Genomic DNA, 15,518 nt, shown 5'->3' with positions numbered 1-15,518 from the left:
GTGTGAAACGAGGGCGTGGATGACTACGAAGCTTAAAATCACGGCGATCACGCCCTATCCAGTATGGGTAGGAACGCGCAACCAGATGCTGGTCAAGGTCGAGACTGACAACGGCATCTTCGGATGGGGCGAGAGCGGCTTGAGCGGTCGCGAGAAGGCCGTGGCCGGCGCGATCGAGCACTATCGCGAGTTTCTCATCGGCCGCGACGCGATGCAGATTGGTCGGATCTGGCAAGAAGTCTATCGTAGCCAATATTTCGAAGGCGGACGCGTTCTGCAGGCGGCGATTTCCGCCATCGACATTGCCCTTCACGACATCAAGGGCAAGGCGCTGGGGGTGCCGGCCTACGACCTTTTGGGCGGCAAGCAGCGCGACCGCATTCCTACCTTCGCCTCGACCGGTGACGAGGCCGAGGGCGATGTTGCCATCGAACGAGCCCGCGAACTACGCGCACAAGGATGGCAGGCGATCCGCTTCTTTCCCATCGGGCAAAACAGCAAGGACTTCTTTGAGCCGCGCGAGTCGATCGGCGCTACCGCAACGATGCTGAACAAGGCGCGCGAGGCGCTGGGCGACGAGGTCGTCCTCGGCATCGACTATCATCATCGGCTGTCGGTGGCAGAAGCGGCGAGCTTCTGTAACAAGGTCGGCCGCGGCGTGCTTGACTTCCTCGAGGAGCCGATACGAGACGAGACACCGGAGGCCTACGAATCCCTGCGCACGATGACCGACATCCCGTTCGCCATCGGCGAGGAATTTGCCAGCAAGTGGCAATTCCTGCCCTATATCGAGCGTGGCATCCATCAGTTCAACCGGCTCGATGTTTGCAACGTTGGCGGGCTCACTGAAGCGATGAAGGTCGCTGGTTGGAGCGAGGCGCATTATGTGGACCTGATGCCGCACAATCCCCTCGGGCCAGTCTGTACGGCCGCGACCATCCATCTCGCCGCTGCGGCGGCGAATTTCGCTTGGCTCGAGACCAGGGCGCCCGAAGCAAAGCTCGGCTTCGACAATTCCGAGTTTTTCCCCGTGCAACCGCGGCTTGACGGCCCCGACTATCCGGTCAGCGATCTGCCGGGGCTCGGCGTCGAGGTCAACGAAGAGGCGGTCAAGGCGGAGAGCTTTCGGTTCTGGGAAGCACCTCACCTGAAGCGCCGCGACGGTTCTGTTACGAACTGGTAGATCATCACCGGAGTTTAAAATGACCCATACTCCCGACATTACGCGACCGCCCAAAGATATGATCGACGCACTGAAGGAAATCGGGGCCGCGACGGTTTCCGGCACGCTTGGCCACATGGGCTTCCGCAATCCGCACATGGTCGGTCCCGTACCGCAGAACCGCGGGAAGTCGATCGTTGGGCCGGCGCTGACGCTCCAGTTCATGCCGCAGCGGCCAGACCTCTTCACCGAGGGAGAATATGCCGATCCGGAGACGCAGTTGCATCGGCACGTGCTCTATCACGCGCAGGAGGGCGATGTGGTCGTGGTCGACGCGCGCGGCGATATGAGTTCGGGTGTCTTCGGCGATATGATGTCGACCTATTTCAAAGGCAGAGGCGGCGCTGGCATCGTGATCGATGGCTGCATGCGCGATCGGCCCAATGTCGAGAAGCTGGATCTCCCCCTTTGGCTGCGCGGCTGGACGCCCAACTACCATGTGCAGACCAGCATCTACCCCAATGCCGTCAACGTTCCGATTGCCTGCGGCGGTGTCACGGTCATCCCCGGCGACATCATCGTCGCCGACGACGACGGGGTTGTGGTGCTTCCGGTCGCAGTGGCCGCGAAGGTAATCGAAGAGTCGCAAAAGCATCACGATTGGGAGGAGTTCTCGCGAGTGAAGCTTATGGAGGGCGGGTCGTTGCAGCGATACTATCCGCTGCATGATGATGCCCGCGGAGAATACGAAGAGTGGCGCAAAACAAACCGCTTGGAGAACCCCAGTTAGCCTATCGATTACCCGAGGCGGGCGGCGACCTGCCGCATCGACTTGCGCACCGCGTCGAGAAAGGCGTGGTTGGCGTTCTCCATCAAATGCGGGCGGTCGGCAACCTGATCGGTGTGTGGCAGGGCTTGTGCGGCCGTCTGGGCATATCCACGACCGCGGTCTCGTGCGACGATCTCGATCTGGGGCTGCTGGAGCAGCCAGGCATTGGCGGTCGCCGGTTCCCGGTCGGCGAAATGCGGTCGTCTTTCTGCGTTCAAAATCGCAAATGAACGTGCAATATCGATGATTGCGGCGCGACGCATCATGCACTGCTTCCACTTTCAACTCGCCAGGGACCGGATCGGAAAGCCGAAACTGGGCTCGCATGGTTTTGTTCGCCGATTGACAGATAGATGTTCGAAACGCCGAGCAGTGCGCGTAAAAGCCGCTTGACAAAACACGTCCACCGCGAGTATTGGGTAATCGATAACCCAAGGAGGATGGCGAGGATCGTGGCAGTATCTCTTTCTGACATCGCGGAACGTGCGGGAGTCTCGGTGAAGACGGTTTCCGGCGCATTGCACGGCGGCTCCGCCCGCATGTCGGACGATACGCGCCAGAAGGTCAAGGCCATTGCGGAAGAACTCGGCTACGTGACCAACCTTGCGGCGCGTGGCGTGCGTCAGGGCTGGCTACCGCTGGTCGGAGTCGTCTCCGACGGCCTCATCACGTCGCCCTTCGCCACCGAGATCGTGCGTGGCCTCGACGGGGCGGCCCGCAGCGCCGGCATGGCGGTCTTTGCGGTCAACCACCGCAGCGGCCAGTCTATCGGCTCGGTGCTCGATGAGGTGCAGCAGTTCCGGCCGCGCGCGGTTGCTTATGCCGCCATGTACCACAAGGATGTCGCCCTGCCGGACAGGTTGGCGGGCGCCGTCGGCGTCACGATCAACTGCCGCGAGGCTACCGGCCGCGTCACCGCGCTGGTGCCGGACGAGGAGGGCGGCGCGCGGGAGATCGTGCGTTATCTCCTCGTCGCCGGCCGCCGTCGCATCGCCTTTATCAACCTGCCGGGCATTCTCGCCGGTACGCTACGCGAGATGGGGTTTCGTGCGGCGCTTGAGGAGGGGGGCATTGACCCCGTCGGCGTGTTGCCGGCGGTGCGCCGCAGCGTCTACAGCGACCGCGCGCCAAGCCTTGTTGCCTCTCATGTGGAGGCGCTTCTGAAATCCGGTCAACGGCCTGACGCCATCTTGTGCGGCAATGACCGTGTGGCGATGGAAGTCTATGCGGCGCTTGCCCGCGCCGGCCTTCGCATTCCGGATGATATCGCGGTGGCCAGCTTCGACAACCAGGTCGAGCTGGCCTCGCGGCTGGACCCGCCATTGACGACGATGGCCCTGCCGCATCGCGCCATGGGCCGCCTTGCCATGGAGATCCTCCTGGCCGAGCAGCCCGAACCGCCGCATCTGCGGAAACTGCCGTTCCATCTGGTCGAACGGGCATCCGTCTGAACATCGAATAGTGCCAAACAGGAGGAAAATACAAAATGAGGATTTTGATGGGTAATCGTTTACTTTCCGCACTCCTAGCGTCCGCTACCCTGGTCGCGACCGCCGGTTTCGCCGAGGCGAAGACCGTCATCCACGTCATGCACCAGGGTGATCCCGGCTGGGTAAAGGCCTATGGCGACGTTGCCACCCGCTTCGAGGCCGTCAATCCCGATGTCGACATCGAGATGATCTACGCGCCGCACGATGCCTATAACGAAAAGTTCAGCGCCGCCGTCATGGCCAAGCAGCTGCCCGATATCATGGAACTCGATGCTCCGTTCCTCGCCAATTATGTCTGGTCCGGCTATCTACAGGCCGTCAAGCCGCTCATTGACAAGGACCTGCTCGATGACATGACGGATTCGAATATCGCCCAGGGCACCTATCCGATCGACAAGGACCTCTATGCGATCGGGCTCACCGACTCCTCGGTCGTGCTCTACGGCAATAAGAAATATCTTGAAGCAATTGGCGCCCGCATCCCGAAATCGGTCGATGATGCCTGGACCCGCGAGGAATTCGAAGGCTATCTCGAAAAGCTTTCCAAGCTCGAAGGCGTGAAGTGGCCGATCGACACCTTCCGAGGTTACGGCATCAAGACCGAATGGATCACTTATGCCTACGGCCCCCTGCTCGAAAGCGCCGGCTGCGACCTGATCGACCGCAAGACTTGGAAGGCCAGCGGCACGCTCGATGGCGAGGCCTGCGTCAAGGCGCTGACGATGATGCAGGACTGGGTGAAGAAAGGCTGGGTCGTACCGACTTCGTCAGGCACCAACCAGTTCTACGCCGAGGGACAGCCGGCCGCGCTCGCCATGGGCGGTCACTGGTTCTACGCGGAGGCGTCGGCAGCGATGAAGGACAATATCGTCGTCATGCCGCTGCCGAAGATCGGCGACAAGGGCGTGAGCCCGAACGGAACCTGGATCTGGGGCATTTCCGCGACCTCGAAAAACCCTGAGATCGCCGGCAAGTTCCTGAGCTTCCTTTTGAAGGACAAGGAGTACCGGGAGTACGCCAAGACCCAGTCCGCCTATCCGGGCTTGAAAAGCTTCGCCGCCGAATCCCCGCTCTATGCGGAAGGCGGTCCGCTCGCCGTCGCCTTTGAGCAGGCTTCCAAGACCGCGGTCGCCCGTCCGCCGCACCCGGCCTATCCGACGATCACCTCGGCCTTCATGCAGGCCGTCGACAAGATCTTCAACGGTGGTGACGCGCAGGAAGCGCTGACGGCCGCTGCCGAGAAGATCGACGAGGATATCGAGGACAACGCCGGTTACCCGCCCTTCGACGAGCAGAAGTAAGGGGTTTTGACGGGGCCGGCTCGTCCTGCCGGCCCTGGACTATCTCGGGAGGATGACCGATGAGGAGGAAACAATGACTTTGCAACAGACCTCCACGCCCGCTTTGCGACGTCCGGCCAAACGCCGCGACAACAAGCGGCTCTGGCAGGAAATGGCGATGATCGCGCCTGCCTTTCTGCTTATGGCGATATTCCTGATCACGCCGTTCCTCTTGTCCTTCTGGACGGCGATGACCAACCAGCCGCTCGTGCCGCGCCCGACGCCGGTGCGCTTCGTCGGCCTCCTGAATTTCGAGCGCGTCTTCACCGACCCGCTGTTCTGGACCTCGCTGTGGAACGTCACGCGCTTCACCGTCTGGGTGCTGCCGCTGCAGTGCGGCCTCGCCTTCCTGACCGCGCTACTCTTGCATCAGAAGCTGCCGATGCAAAACCTGCTGCGCGGCCTGTTCTTCCTGCCGGCGATCACCTCCATGGTGGTGGTCTGCGTCATCTGGGGCACGCTTTTCCAGTACCCGAGCGGCCCGCTCAACCAGATCGTCGGTTTCCTTTCCGGCGGCACGATTCAGCCAATCGACTGGCTCGGCGACCCCAACTGGGCGATGTTCTCGATCGTGTTGCTTTCAGCCTGGCAGGCCTATGGCTTTCAGATGATCATCTATCTCGCCGGCCTGCAGGGCATTCCCGAAGAACTATACGATGCCGCCCGCATCGACGGGGCAAGCGCGCTGCGCCGCTTCTGGCACGTCACCATGCCCGGTCTTCGCCCGACCCATGTCTTCGTGCTGGTCATCACCACGATCCAGGCCTTCAAGCTCTATACGCAGGTGGCAATCCTCACCCAGGGCGGCCCGAACGAAAGCACCGAAACCGTTGTCCACTACATGGTGCGCGCCGGCTTCGAGGAGCAGAAACTCGGCTACGCATCGGCCGTGTCCGTCATCCTCTTCGTCATCGTTCTTCTGATCGCGCTCCTGCAACGCAAACTCCTGAGGCGCTTCGATGTCTGATCTCGCTTTGACCCAGCCCGTCCCGCTGGCAATCGCAAGGGGCGACGGCAAGAGAAGCCTGCGCATCGTGCAGAGTCTCTGCATCCTGGTCATCGCGCTGGTGATGATCTCGCCGCTGTTCATGCTGCTGATCGCCAGCCTGAAGGACGACCGCTTCCGCATCCTCGCTGACATGGGCAGCTTCCGCGCCTTCTGGGTCAGCGACCCGACGCTGTCGAACTACAAGGAGGTCGCCCATTTCTCCGGCGAACTGGCCTATGGCCGATATCTCTTCAATTCGTTGGTGATCCTCGTCGCCACTGTCGTCTCCGGACTGGTCGTCAATTCCATGGCGGGCTTCGTTCTCGCCTGGGGCTCGCTGCGCGGCAAGGCGGCGCTCTTGGCGCTGGTCGTCGCGCTCTATGTCATCCCGCAGGAAAGCATCATCATGCCGCTCGTCGTCATGATGTCGCGGGCGGGGCTGACGGATACCTTCGCGGTGCAGATCCTGCCCTGGGTGGCAAGCCCGCTCTATGTCTTCCTCTTCTACCAGTTCTTCGCGCAGCTGCCGAAAGAACTCTATGAAGCGGCGGAAATGGATGGCGCGTCGACCTTCCGCATCTACCGGTCGATCTATATGCCGCTCAGCCTGCCGGCGCTCGCCACGGTCTCGATCCTCATGGGCATCGAAAGCTGGAACCAGTATCTCTGGCCGACGCTGGTCACCCAGACCGACTATGCACGGCCGATTGCCGTCGCCATCGCCACCTTCTTCGGACAGGACAGTATCTACTGGGACCGCGCCATGGCCGCCTCGGTGCTGATGATGATCCCGGTCCTCATTCTCTATCTGGCTTTCCAGCGCTGGTTCGTCAGTTCATTCGTCGGCTCCGCCGTGAAAGGTTGATCATGTCTCTGCAGGCAAAATCCGAAACGTCAGCACCTGAAACCATTGAAGCGGAACTGCCCGAAGGCACGGTGCTGCATCTCTGGCTGAAGGCGCGCCATGCCGGCGGCGAGGCGAAGCTCTTCGTCGCCGTTGATGGCAACGACATCGGCGAGCCCTCGACCCACCGCGCAGGGGAATTTGAGTTCTTCGCTGTGACGCTCGCGAAAGGCGGTCGTGCCACGCTGTCTTATGATGCGACAACCACAGCGCTCTCCGTCGCTTACGCCTTCCGGCCGGAATGCGTGATGAAGGAGGGCATCCGCGTCCTGCACAGCGATGCCCGCACCGCCGCCCCCGACGTGCCCGACAGCTACCATTTCCGCCCGCCTTTCGGCTGGATGAACGATCCGAACGGTTTTGGACGGTTCGGCGGAAACGCCCACCTCTTCTACCAGCATTATCCTCATGAGCCGCGCTGGAACACCATGCACTGGGGCCATGCCGTCTCGAAGGATTTTGTCCGCTGGACGTATTTGCCCATGTTCCTCTTCCCGGCGGCGCATCTATCGGAAAAGGACGATGGCCGCGGCGGCGCCTTCTCCGGCTCGGCGATCCCCGGCTCCGGCCCGGAAGGCGAGGAAATCCGCGTCTTCTACACCGAGCATGTGCGTGACCGTCTACCGGAAGAGCAAATCCAGCTTTCCGCCGTCAGCCGCGACGGCATCGTCGCCGGCCCGTCGGAAATCGTGATGCCGCTGCGCCCGGAAGGCTTGAACCTCACCACCGATTTCCGCGACCCCTATGTCTTCAAAGGCCCGGACGGGCGCTGGAAGATGCTGCTCGGCAGCCGCGACAGGCAGGGCGGCGTCGTACTGCTCTATGAAACCGCAGACGCGCAAGGCGCCGATGGCTGGACCTTCCTCGGCATCCTCCATCGCGAGGACGGTTTCGGCATGACGGCGGCGGAATGCCCCTGCATGGTGCCGCTTTCCGGCAAAAACGCAGAAACCCGCTGGGCGCTGATCTTCGGTCTGCTCACCAGCCGCGACCCGGCCACCGGCCGCCGCAACCTCACCTCCGTCACCGTCGGTGGTTTCGATGGCCGCACCTTCGTCGCGGAATTCGTGCAGGAGTTGGATTTCGGTTCGGATGCCTATGCTTTCCAGGCCTTCGTTGATGGCGACGAGCCGGTCGGCATCGCCTGGCTCGCCAACTGGACGGATTTTTCCAAGAAGGACGATTTCCCGACGGCCATGACCCTGCCGCGCCGCATGTTTCTCGACGGCGACACCGTGCTGACCCCGCCGGTCGCAGCCGTCGAAAGCCTACGCCATCGGTTGCTGGACGACACCGCGCTTGCCGCCGGCAAGACCGTGCCGCTCGGCACCGGCGCCGTCGAGATCGTGCTTGATCTCACCGCGCCAGGCGCCGCCTTCGATCTCACCTTCGATCATCCGGATGTCGATCTCGGCGTGAAACTCGACGCCGATGGTCTGGCGATTGTCTTCGACGCCCGCACCGGTATGAGGCCGCCGCGTTACGTCGCCGCCGGCGCGAAACCGTCGAGCCTGCGCATCTTCCTCGATGCCGGCTCCATCGAGGTCTTCGCTGACAACGGTCGCTGGACGGGGTCCAAACGCATTCCGAGCTTTGCCGCCGCACGTTCGGCAACGCTCGCCGGCGCCGTCGCCGGGGCCGGCGTCTGGCAATTGAAACTGTGAGGGAGGACAGACAATGGCATCGGTAGCAATCGACCGGGTTCAGAAGCAATACGGCGCGGCCTCCGTTATCCACGGGGTTTCCGCGGATATCGAGGACGGTGAGTTCGTCACGCTCGTCGGGCCGTCCGGCTGCGGCAAGTCCACGCTTCTGCGCATGCTGGCGGGGCTAGAGGATATCAGCGGCGGTGAAATCCGCATCGATGGCCGCGTCATGAACGACGTCGCGCCGAAGGAGCGCGATATCGCCATGGTGTTCCAGTCCTACGCGCTCTATCCGCACATGACGGTGCGCGAAAATATGGGCTTTGCCCTGAAGCTGCAGGGGCGCGATAAGGCGACAATCAACAAGCTGGTGAGCGAGGCCGCCGGCATTCTCGCACTTGAACCCCTGCTGGAGCGCCTGCCGAAACAGCTTTCCGGCGGCCAGCGCCAGCGCGTCGCCATGGGCCGCGCCATTGTACGCCATCCGAAAGTGTTCCTCTTCGACGAGCCGCTGTCCAACCTCGACGCCAAGCTGCGGGTGACCATGCGCAGCGAGATCAAGGAGCTGCATCAGCGCCTTGGCACCACCATCGTTTACGTCACCCACGACCAGATCGAGGCGATGACCATGGCCGACAAGATCGTCGTCATGCGCGCCGGCCGCATCGAGCAGATCGGCAAGCCGCTCGATCTCTACGACCGCCCGGATAACACCTTCGTCGCCGCCTTCATCGGCTCGCCGTCGATGAACCTCTTCGAGGGCGGCATCAGTGATGGCAGCTTCCGTATCGGAGGCGGTGTTTGCCTGCCGCTTCCGCCGCGATTGAGCCAAAGCGCGGCGCGCACCTACGGCATCCGCCCGGAAGACCTCGACATTGCGAAGACGGGCATTCCGGCCACCGTGTTGACTGTCGAGCCAACCGGTGCGGAGACCCATCTTTCGGTGCGTGTCGGCACGCAGACGGCAACCATCGCGCTGCACCGGCGGGTGGATTTAAAACCTGACCAGCAAATCCACCTCGCGCCCAAATCCGAGAAAGTCCACCTCTTCTCCGCCGAAGGCAGTCGCATAGACTGATCCCCCGGCCCCTCCTGCTGAGCCGCGTCCGTCATTTGACGGCCAAAAAGCTATGACCGTCGATAAACGCCTGGTATCCTCGGACGGCTTCCGCGTTTTCCAGACAGAGCACAGGTCGAAACGACGCTCGATGAAAAGGAGAGGTTCAATGGCGGTTCGCCTTTGCTTTTGATCCCGAGCGAAAAGCCATCGTCCTTTGCGGCGGAGCGAAGAGCGGCTTGAGCCAGAAACTCTTCTACAAAAGACTGATTGATCTGGCGGACAAACGATACGACGAGCACTTAAGCGAGTTGGAGAAGAAACATGGATGACCTCGACAAGCTGCTACAGACGCTTCCCGAAGCCGAACAGCACGCTGTTGCAAAGCGTGCTGAGGAACTTGTCACGGCGCACAATTTGCGAGAACTGCGGGCGCTCGCCGGACGGACGCAAGAACAGGTGTCTGCGGGACCGGATTTAAGCAGACGAACGTCTCGAGGCTAGAAAAACGTGCGGATATGAAGCTTTCCACACTTCGCGACTACGTTGAGTCACTCGGTGGCACATTGAGGATCGTTGCGGATGTCGCGGGCAAGAAAGTCGATCTGTCCAGCATTGCTGAACGATCTCGGCACGGTCCAAAACTCTGATGGCAACCGTCGATTGACGTAGCCCACATTGATGCTTGTTGGTTATGGAAATCAGCACTACAGCATCCGGGCGGCCCGCCTGCTTCGCCGCGTCGCGTTGTTAAAATAACTAGATGCCTGCTGAACCGAGCGATGGCGTAACTGTTCCATTGCCTCCGGGAGGGGAATACCGCAGTTGGCTGCCTCGGTGAGAAAACCAGGCCGCAGCCAATTCATCGGCGGGAAAAGGCTGCCAAAAGTAATCCATCCGTTATTTTTGGGTGGCCAGCGCCTCGATCATCACGACCAGTCTTCGAAGGTCATCGCTTTGAAGTGCCTTGAGCGCCACGGCTAATCTTTCATGGAACAGCTCATCCGTCGTTCTGACGTTCTCCTCAGCGTTGTTACCAAGCAACTCGTCGATGCTCACGTTCAATACCGAAGCGATGCGAACGAGGGTTGCCAAGTCCGGTTCACGACGGCCGGTAATGTAGTTTCCGTAGCGGCGGTCGCTAAGGCCAGCGCGACGAGCTACCTCCGCGTTCGAAATGCCAAGTTGTTCAGCGCGTCGTTTGAGATTTGAAGAGAATGGCTCCATGACCACATTTTGTTCATGACAAACCACACGGGTCTATGTACGATACGTGGTGCCTATTGAGAACAATATGTGCGGTGATTGATGGAACTACGCCCTACTTCGTCGCGGTGGCCGAGGAACTGCATTTCGGCCGGGCGGCCGCCAAGGTGCGCATCGCCCAGCCGGCGCTCTCCAACCATGTGCAGGCGCTTGAACGGGAGCTCGGCTGTCCGCTGTTCATCCGCTCGACCCGGCGGGTGGAGCTGACGCGGGCAGGGGAGATCTTCCACGAGCGCTGCGTCGGGATCCTGAGTGAGGTCGATCTGTCCGCCGAGATCACCAGGGCGGTGGCCGGCAAGACAATCCGGCAGATCAGGATCGGTACCGTCTATCCGGCGACCACCGGCGTGCTGCCGGCGTTTCTGGCAAAGATCGCCCGCAAGTACCCGGATATCCGCATCCATATATCAAGCGGCAATACCGGCGACATCATCCGCGGCCTGGAAAACGGCCAGATCAATCTCGGCTTCATTAGACCGGTGGAAAACATCGGCTCGTTGCGCTTCTCCTCGATCGCCCATGAGCGTTATCTCTTGGCGGTGGCCCGCACCAACCGGCTGGCCGGGCAGGCGGAGATCGCCATCGACGATCTGCGCGGGGAGAAGATCATCGCCTTCAATCGCAAGAACCTCTCCTACACCGAGCGGTACTTCAACGAGAAGTTCGAGGAATACGATCTGACCCGCAACATCGCCTATAGCTGCGACGATACCTATTCGCTGGTGTCGCTGGTCTCGGCCGGCCTTGGCATTGGCTTTGCGCCGGAATGGACCGAGGGCCTGCCGAACCGGGCTTTCGAGCTGAAGGCGGTGAGGGGCATCGACTTCAGGATCGGGCTCGGTGTTGCCTGGAACAAGGAGGATCCAACCGCCTCGCGTGACGACATCGTCGATATCGCGAGGTCGTTGGCGCGGCCGGGCAGGTGAGGCGAGGGAGCCCACGGGCGCCGTGGCGGTCCCCATGGCCCCGATTTGCGCCCTGAAATCAATCTACTATCGATAAGAGGTACTTATCGATGGTTGTGGCGCCACCCGGCAATTATACGATGTGGGGAACTTCAATATTCATATAGAGTTCCTTTAAGAAATCATTTACCATGATTTCAATGGCTTATGATCTCGCAAAAATCAGCATGACAGCGCTTATGGGATCGGCTTTTCGGGCGGGTATCGAACTGGCACGTCTGGACGAACGTATTGCCCGCTCGCCGGTCGGCGCCGGCTTCCTCGAACGCGCCCAGTTCACCGAGGCCTGTGCCTCGCTGTGGATCGACGGCGAACTCGTCCATCTCGAAGACCTCGTCCTCCACGACGATATCAGAGACATTCGCACACCAACCCACGAATTGACAATCGCCCGCGACGTGCTGCGCACCCGCCGACGCATTGCCGCCCATCTCCCCGGCTGGGCGCTATCGGCAGAGGGTATCCGGACATTGCGGAAAACCTCAGACATCACGCAGCTCGAAACGGACGACGAGGCGACCGCCGGCGCCATCCGGCGCGCGGTCGCGGCTGATAAGGAAGGGGAGGGGGAGGATGGTGACGACGCCGAGGATCTTCCCGGCGTTGACTATGCCGCGATTGACGCGGTGCTCGCCCGATCGGACGCGGCGATTCAGAATGCAACACGGCCTGGCGGCGCCGGCGGCAGCCGGGCTGCCGAAAAGGATCCATTGGTCTATGATCTCGACTGGGACGAGGATTCCAGGCTCGACGAATGGCGCGGCGTGTTGCGTCAGGCCGAAAATTTGCCGGCGGTGTTGCAGGCCATCGTCGCCTTGGATGCCTGGAACGAACTCTCCGTCCTTCAGCACGCGCCATGGCTCGGCCGGCTGCTGGCCGCGTCGATCCTGCGCCAGGCAGGCGTCACCACCGGTGCCCATCTCGCCGCCATTAGCGTCGGCCTCAAAACCATTCCGGTCGACCGGCGCCGGCATCGTGATCGGGAGACCCGGTTGCTCGCCATGGCTCACGGCCTGATCGCGGCCGCCGAGATTGGATTGAAAGAGCATGATCGGTTGACGCTGGCGAAGACAATGATGGACCGAAAGCTCGACGGGCGCCGGACTTCTTCAAAACTGCCGGAACTGGTCGAGCTGGTGATGGCGAAGCCATTGGTGTCGGCCGGGATGGTGGCGAAGACGCTCGAGGTGACGCCGCAGGCGGCGCGGCGGATTGTTTTGGAGCTGGGCCTCCGCGAGATGACGGGCAGGGGGAGGTTTCGGGCGTGGGGGGTCTTATAGGCTGTAGCGTGGCTACTGGCGTACACCGGAACAACTTCGCTGTTCGCGCGCCGACCAACTGCTTTGATCGCCTTCTGAGAGGCGTTGTCCAAAATTCTAGCTCTCGTTGGAGCCGATGTCTGCCACTTGAAACCGACACCTCAATCATTTTCGGTCTTCCCGTTTCGACATCTGACTGGCAAGGGCATTCAAGAACAACCCCGCCAGCAGGATACCAATCACAGCTTCAGCGGCTACCAGCGTCCTTGCCATCGGGCTTATAGGGACAATGTCGCCGAGCCCAAGTGTCGTGATCACGACGGCGCTCACGTATGTCATGCGAAAGTATTCACCGCTAAAACTGGCGGGATCGCCGTCGACGCCACGGAAGAAATTGACAACCTTCTCCTCTTCATCCGCTTTGAGTTCAATCACTGGCACCTGATAGCCTGTTCCCACTGTCGGCTTAAAGATCGCCTCGGTAAGGGATTGCGACGAGGGAGAAATCGAAGTGGTTGGCTCATCGCGCTGGAGGTCGACAATCCTGAAGGATCTTGTACCGGCGGCATCCGTAAATTTGCCCGAGTCCTTCGAAACCTTCAGCGCGAGTGGGCCACCCAATTGGCCACTGTCTGGGTTTGAAGCGATCGCGGCTTCAAAACGCAGTGTGAAGAGGAGCTCGGAATCATCTTTAATATCCACGGAAACCACCCGGAGCGAATTTGGGTCAATTCGCCATTTGCCGACGAGGAGTCCATCTGTTGAACCTCGGGCGGCCCTTCTGGATGCATCTGTCAGCATGTCTATGAGGGACATCCTGTCAGCGATCGCTGACGGCTCGCGCTGAGCATAGGGAGCGTAAAATTCATGAGCGGCAAGAACTGTGTACAAGCCACCAAAGACAGGGATAGCTGCTATGTAGGCTATCAGAAACCAGAGAGGGCGAATGCCAGAAAGAGCTTCATCGATATAAGCGAAATTTTTCATTCTAATCTTCGATTCATGTTATTCCCGCTTCCTTGCCCCAGCCAGCGTTATGGGTCCAGCCTCTTCGTGCCTCTGTCAGGCGGCGCGCAAAGCGAGTGACTCACGTGGAGACCGGTTGAGAATTCGGTGTTGCCGGCCTTCTCACTCCTGGCCCCCCCGGTGGCTCGGACGCTTTGATCCACATTAAAAATCAGATTGGCGGCTCCTCGATCGCTCCCGACAATCGATCGGCGCGGCCCCAAAACCGCAGTCCTGCTCGAGTATAGAGCAATAGATAGTCGGCTGGTATGACGATCAAGGCACTTTCGGGAGATGGGCCCGGGTTGATGTCGACGTAGTGCTGGGGGTCGCTCTGCCAAAACTGCGGCGCGGACGCTCGCAGCATTGCACTGGTCTTTCCATCGCCATGGCGCACCACATTCGCAACGTTGTGCCCCGTGATCAGCATCTCGGCAACGCCGTCCTTCACCCCGTCAATTCGGGCATGCGCAATGCAGTCCGCCAGCAGTGCTTCAAGGCCTTGTGTCTGCACGGTTGGTTTTCGGGGCGACGAGAACATAAAGCTCGCCCAATGGCGCAGTTGGCGTTCAAACAGTGCTGACATTACAAGAACGAACGCTTTTGCGGCCTCGTTGCGTGTATGGGCATTGACCTGTGCCCTCGCGCGATCAAGACCCGCATCTAAAGATTCAGGTGTTTCGAATTCCCAGCGCTCAGCCGGCTCGAGGTTATCTATCGCAGTCTTGACGACACGCGTGTAGAATCTGTGCAGATTTGCCTGGAAGATCCGAGGGAGATGGTCGACCGGCGCGATCATGATGCTCCTTGCAATTTTAGCGACCCATTCAGATCCGACGGCAGCGTGAATCATCGCCTCATGTTAGAGTGTTAGCGTTTGCAGGGGATGCTTCCAAGACAAACTTGAGCGGAATGATATCTACATGCAGCATCAGTTACTTGCGAGCGCAGTGCTGATCTATCGCGTGGTGCGCAACAAAGCCTTTGAAGCCTCAATAACAGCCATAGCAATTCGCTTATTCCGTGTATATCTATGAGGTTAGATGCAGAAGGAGGTGGGTTTGACTATGGCGGATGGCCATACAAGTCGTGGGAAGTGGTCGGCCTCTGGGGTTCCCCACAAAGGGTGGCACTGCGTTTCCGTGGACGATCTCGAAGAACCCTCGCAGGAATGCGAGATGTGTGAGAGCGTCGATATCCGATACGTCCACTATATGGAGCACCCGGATTATCCGGAAACATTGGCCGTGGGCTGCATTTGTGCGGAACACATGGAAAACGATTACGTCCGACCGCGTGAACGCGAGGCCGGACTTCGCCGACTGTCCAGACGTCGGACTACCTGGGGCAAGCGTGAGTGGCGATTGTCCCGGCATGGAAATCTATACCTCAACACCGAAGGTTTTAATCTGACCGTCTTTCAACGAGGTACCGGCTTTGGGGTGTCCGTAGCGCGGCGGGATCGAGACGGCAGCCAAATGGGCAAAAAAAACTATTCCACCCAGGAAGACGCCAAGGCTGCTGCATTGAACGCATTGATATGGGCGAAGGCCCATCTCTAAATTTTTGCTTATTTGTTGGTCCGCTTATGGAAAGACTGTCGCGGG

At 60.4% G+C, this 15,518-nt stretch carries 15 protein-coding genes and 3 pseudogenes; 13 read left to right on the top strand and 5 right to left on the bottom strand.

Going from position 1 to position 15,518, the window contains the following annotated elements; all coding sequences use genetic code 11:
* The first annotated feature begins 19 nt into the window (after positions 1–19).
* Together ACM5SV_RS02585 and ACM5SV_RS02580 are read left to right on the top strand one after the other, a co-directional pair.
* Complete coding sequence (locus ACM5SV_RS02585) at positions 20–1,183, top strand: mandelate racemase/muconate lactonizing enzyme family protein (protein WP_419424997.1); 1,164 nt, start codon at positions 20–22, stop codon at positions 1,181–1,183.
* A gap of 19 nt (positions 1,184–1,202) precedes the next feature.
* The gene (locus ACM5SV_RS02580) at positions 1,203–1,952 is read left to right on the top strand and encodes a ribonuclease activity regulator RraA (RefSeq protein WP_419424996.1); all 750 of its coding nucleotides are present in this window, start codon (positions 1,203–1,205) and stop codon (positions 1,950–1,952) included.
* Between the two features lie 26 nt (positions 1,953–1,978).
* On the opposite strand, the pseudogene ACM5SV_RS02575 reads toward ACM5SV_RS02580, so the two are convergent.
* Positions 1,979–2,297 (bottom strand): annotated as a pseudogene (locus tag ACM5SV_RS02575) (transposase); the annotation flags it as partial.
* 134 nt (positions 2,298–2,431) lie between these two features.
* Here ACM5SV_RS02575 and ACM5SV_RS02570 point away from each other — a divergent pair.
* From ACM5SV_RS02570 to ACM5SV_RS02535, 8 genes and pseudogenes are all read left to right on the top strand, one after another.
* Entirely contained in the window at positions 2,432–3,442 is a 1,011-nt protein-coding gene (locus ACM5SV_RS02570; protein ID WP_419424995.1) for a LacI family DNA-binding transcriptional regulator, read from the top strand.
* 47 nt (positions 3,443–3,489) lie between these two features.
* A complete protein-coding gene (locus tag ACM5SV_RS02565; protein WP_419424994.1) occupies positions 3,490–4,782 on the top strand; it encodes an ABC transporter substrate-binding protein in 1,293 nt (430 codons plus the stop codon).
* Between the two features lie 73 nt (positions 4,783–4,855).
* Entirely contained in the window at positions 4,856–5,788 is a 933-nt protein-coding gene (locus tag ACM5SV_RS02560; RefSeq protein WP_003550718.1) for a carbohydrate ABC transporter permease, read from the top strand.
* The gene (locus tag ACM5SV_RS02555) at positions 5,781–6,674 is read left to right on the top strand and encodes a carbohydrate ABC transporter permease (RefSeq protein WP_003562168.1); all 894 of its coding nucleotides are present in this window, start codon (positions 5,781–5,783) and stop codon (positions 6,672–6,674) included. The genes ACM5SV_RS02560 and ACM5SV_RS02555 overlap by 8 nt, the downstream gene beginning before the upstream one ends.
* Positions 6,675–6,676: 2 nt before the next feature.
* Positions 6,677–8,377 (top strand): glycoside hydrolase family 32 protein, encoded by a 1,701-nt coding sequence (locus tag ACM5SV_RS02550; RefSeq protein ID WP_419424993.1) that lies wholly within the window; start codon positions 6,677–6,679, stop codon positions 8,375–8,377.
* A gap of 13 nt (positions 8,378–8,390) precedes the next feature.
* Entirely contained in the window at positions 8,391–9,437 is a 1,047-nt protein-coding gene (locus ACM5SV_RS02545; protein WP_419424992.1) for an ABC transporter ATP-binding protein, read from the top strand.
* A 158-nt stretch (positions 9,438–9,595) separates the two neighbouring features.
* Positions 9,596–9,748: pseudogene (locus ACM5SV_RS02540) on the top strand (type II toxin-antitoxin system RelE/ParE family toxin); the annotation flags it as partial.
* Positions 9,741–9,920 (top strand): hypothetical protein, encoded by a 180-nt coding sequence (locus ACM5SV_RS02535; protein ID WP_419424991.1) that lies wholly within the window; start codon positions 9,741–9,743, stop codon positions 9,918–9,920. The pseudogene ACM5SV_RS02540 and the gene ACM5SV_RS02535, both read left to right, overlap by 8 nt.
* A 203-nt stretch (positions 9,921–10,123) precedes the next feature.
* Here ACM5SV_RS02535 and ACM5SV_RS02530 read toward each other — a convergent pair.
* Positions 10,124–10,273 (bottom strand): annotated as a pseudogene (locus tag ACM5SV_RS02530) (integrase); the annotation flags it as partial.
* 43 nt (positions 10,274–10,316) lie between these two features.
* The gene (locus ACM5SV_RS02525) at positions 10,317–10,643 is read right to left on the bottom strand and encodes a helix-turn-helix domain-containing protein (RefSeq protein WP_003562163.1); all 327 of its coding nucleotides are present in this window, start codon (positions 10,641–10,643) and stop codon (positions 10,317–10,319) included.
* Between the two features lie 74 nt (positions 10,644–10,717).
* Between ACM5SV_RS02525 and ACM5SV_RS02520 the strand changes: the two genes are divergently transcribed.
* Entirely contained in the window at positions 10,718–11,608 is an 891-nt protein-coding gene (locus ACM5SV_RS02520; RefSeq protein ID WP_419424990.1) for a LysR family transcriptional regulator, read from the top strand.
* A 170-nt stretch (positions 11,609–11,778) separates the two neighbouring features.
* On the top strand, positions 11,779–12,927 hold the full coding sequence (locus tag ACM5SV_RS02515) for an RHE_PE00001 family protein (protein WP_419424989.1): 1,149 nt from the start codon (positions 11,779–11,781) through the stop codon (positions 12,925–12,927).
* A gap of 144 nt (positions 12,928–13,071) precedes the next feature.
* On the opposite strand, the gene ACM5SV_RS02510 is transcribed toward ACM5SV_RS02515, so the two are convergent.
* Positions 13,072–13,893 (bottom strand): potassium channel family protein, encoded by an 822-nt coding sequence (locus ACM5SV_RS02510; RefSeq protein WP_205928536.1) that lies wholly within the window; start codon positions 13,891–13,893, stop codon positions 13,072–13,074.
* Positions 13,894–14,083: 190 nt separating this feature from the next.
* A complete protein-coding gene (locus ACM5SV_RS02505; RefSeq protein ID WP_131607113.1) occupies positions 14,084–14,710 on the bottom strand; it encodes a hypothetical protein in 627 nt (208 codons plus the stop codon).
* A gap of 244 nt (positions 14,711–14,954) precedes the next feature.
* Between ACM5SV_RS02505 and ACM5SV_RS02500 the strand changes: the two genes are divergently transcribed.
* Complete coding sequence (locus tag ACM5SV_RS02500; protein ID WP_245510187.1) at positions 14,955–15,473, top strand: hypothetical protein; 519 nt, start codon at positions 14,955–14,957, stop codon at positions 15,471–15,473.
* Positions 15,474–15,518: the final 45 nt, after the last annotated feature.

The sequence above is a fragment of the Rhizobium sp. CRRU65 genome, assembly GCF_048551595.1.
GTDB lineage: Bacteria > Pseudomonadota > Alphaproteobacteria > Rhizobiales > Rhizobiaceae > Rhizobium > Rhizobium leguminosarum_J.
The sequence above is the reverse complement of the archived record's forward strand: the minus strand, read 5'-3'. Positions and strand labels throughout refer to the sequence as shown.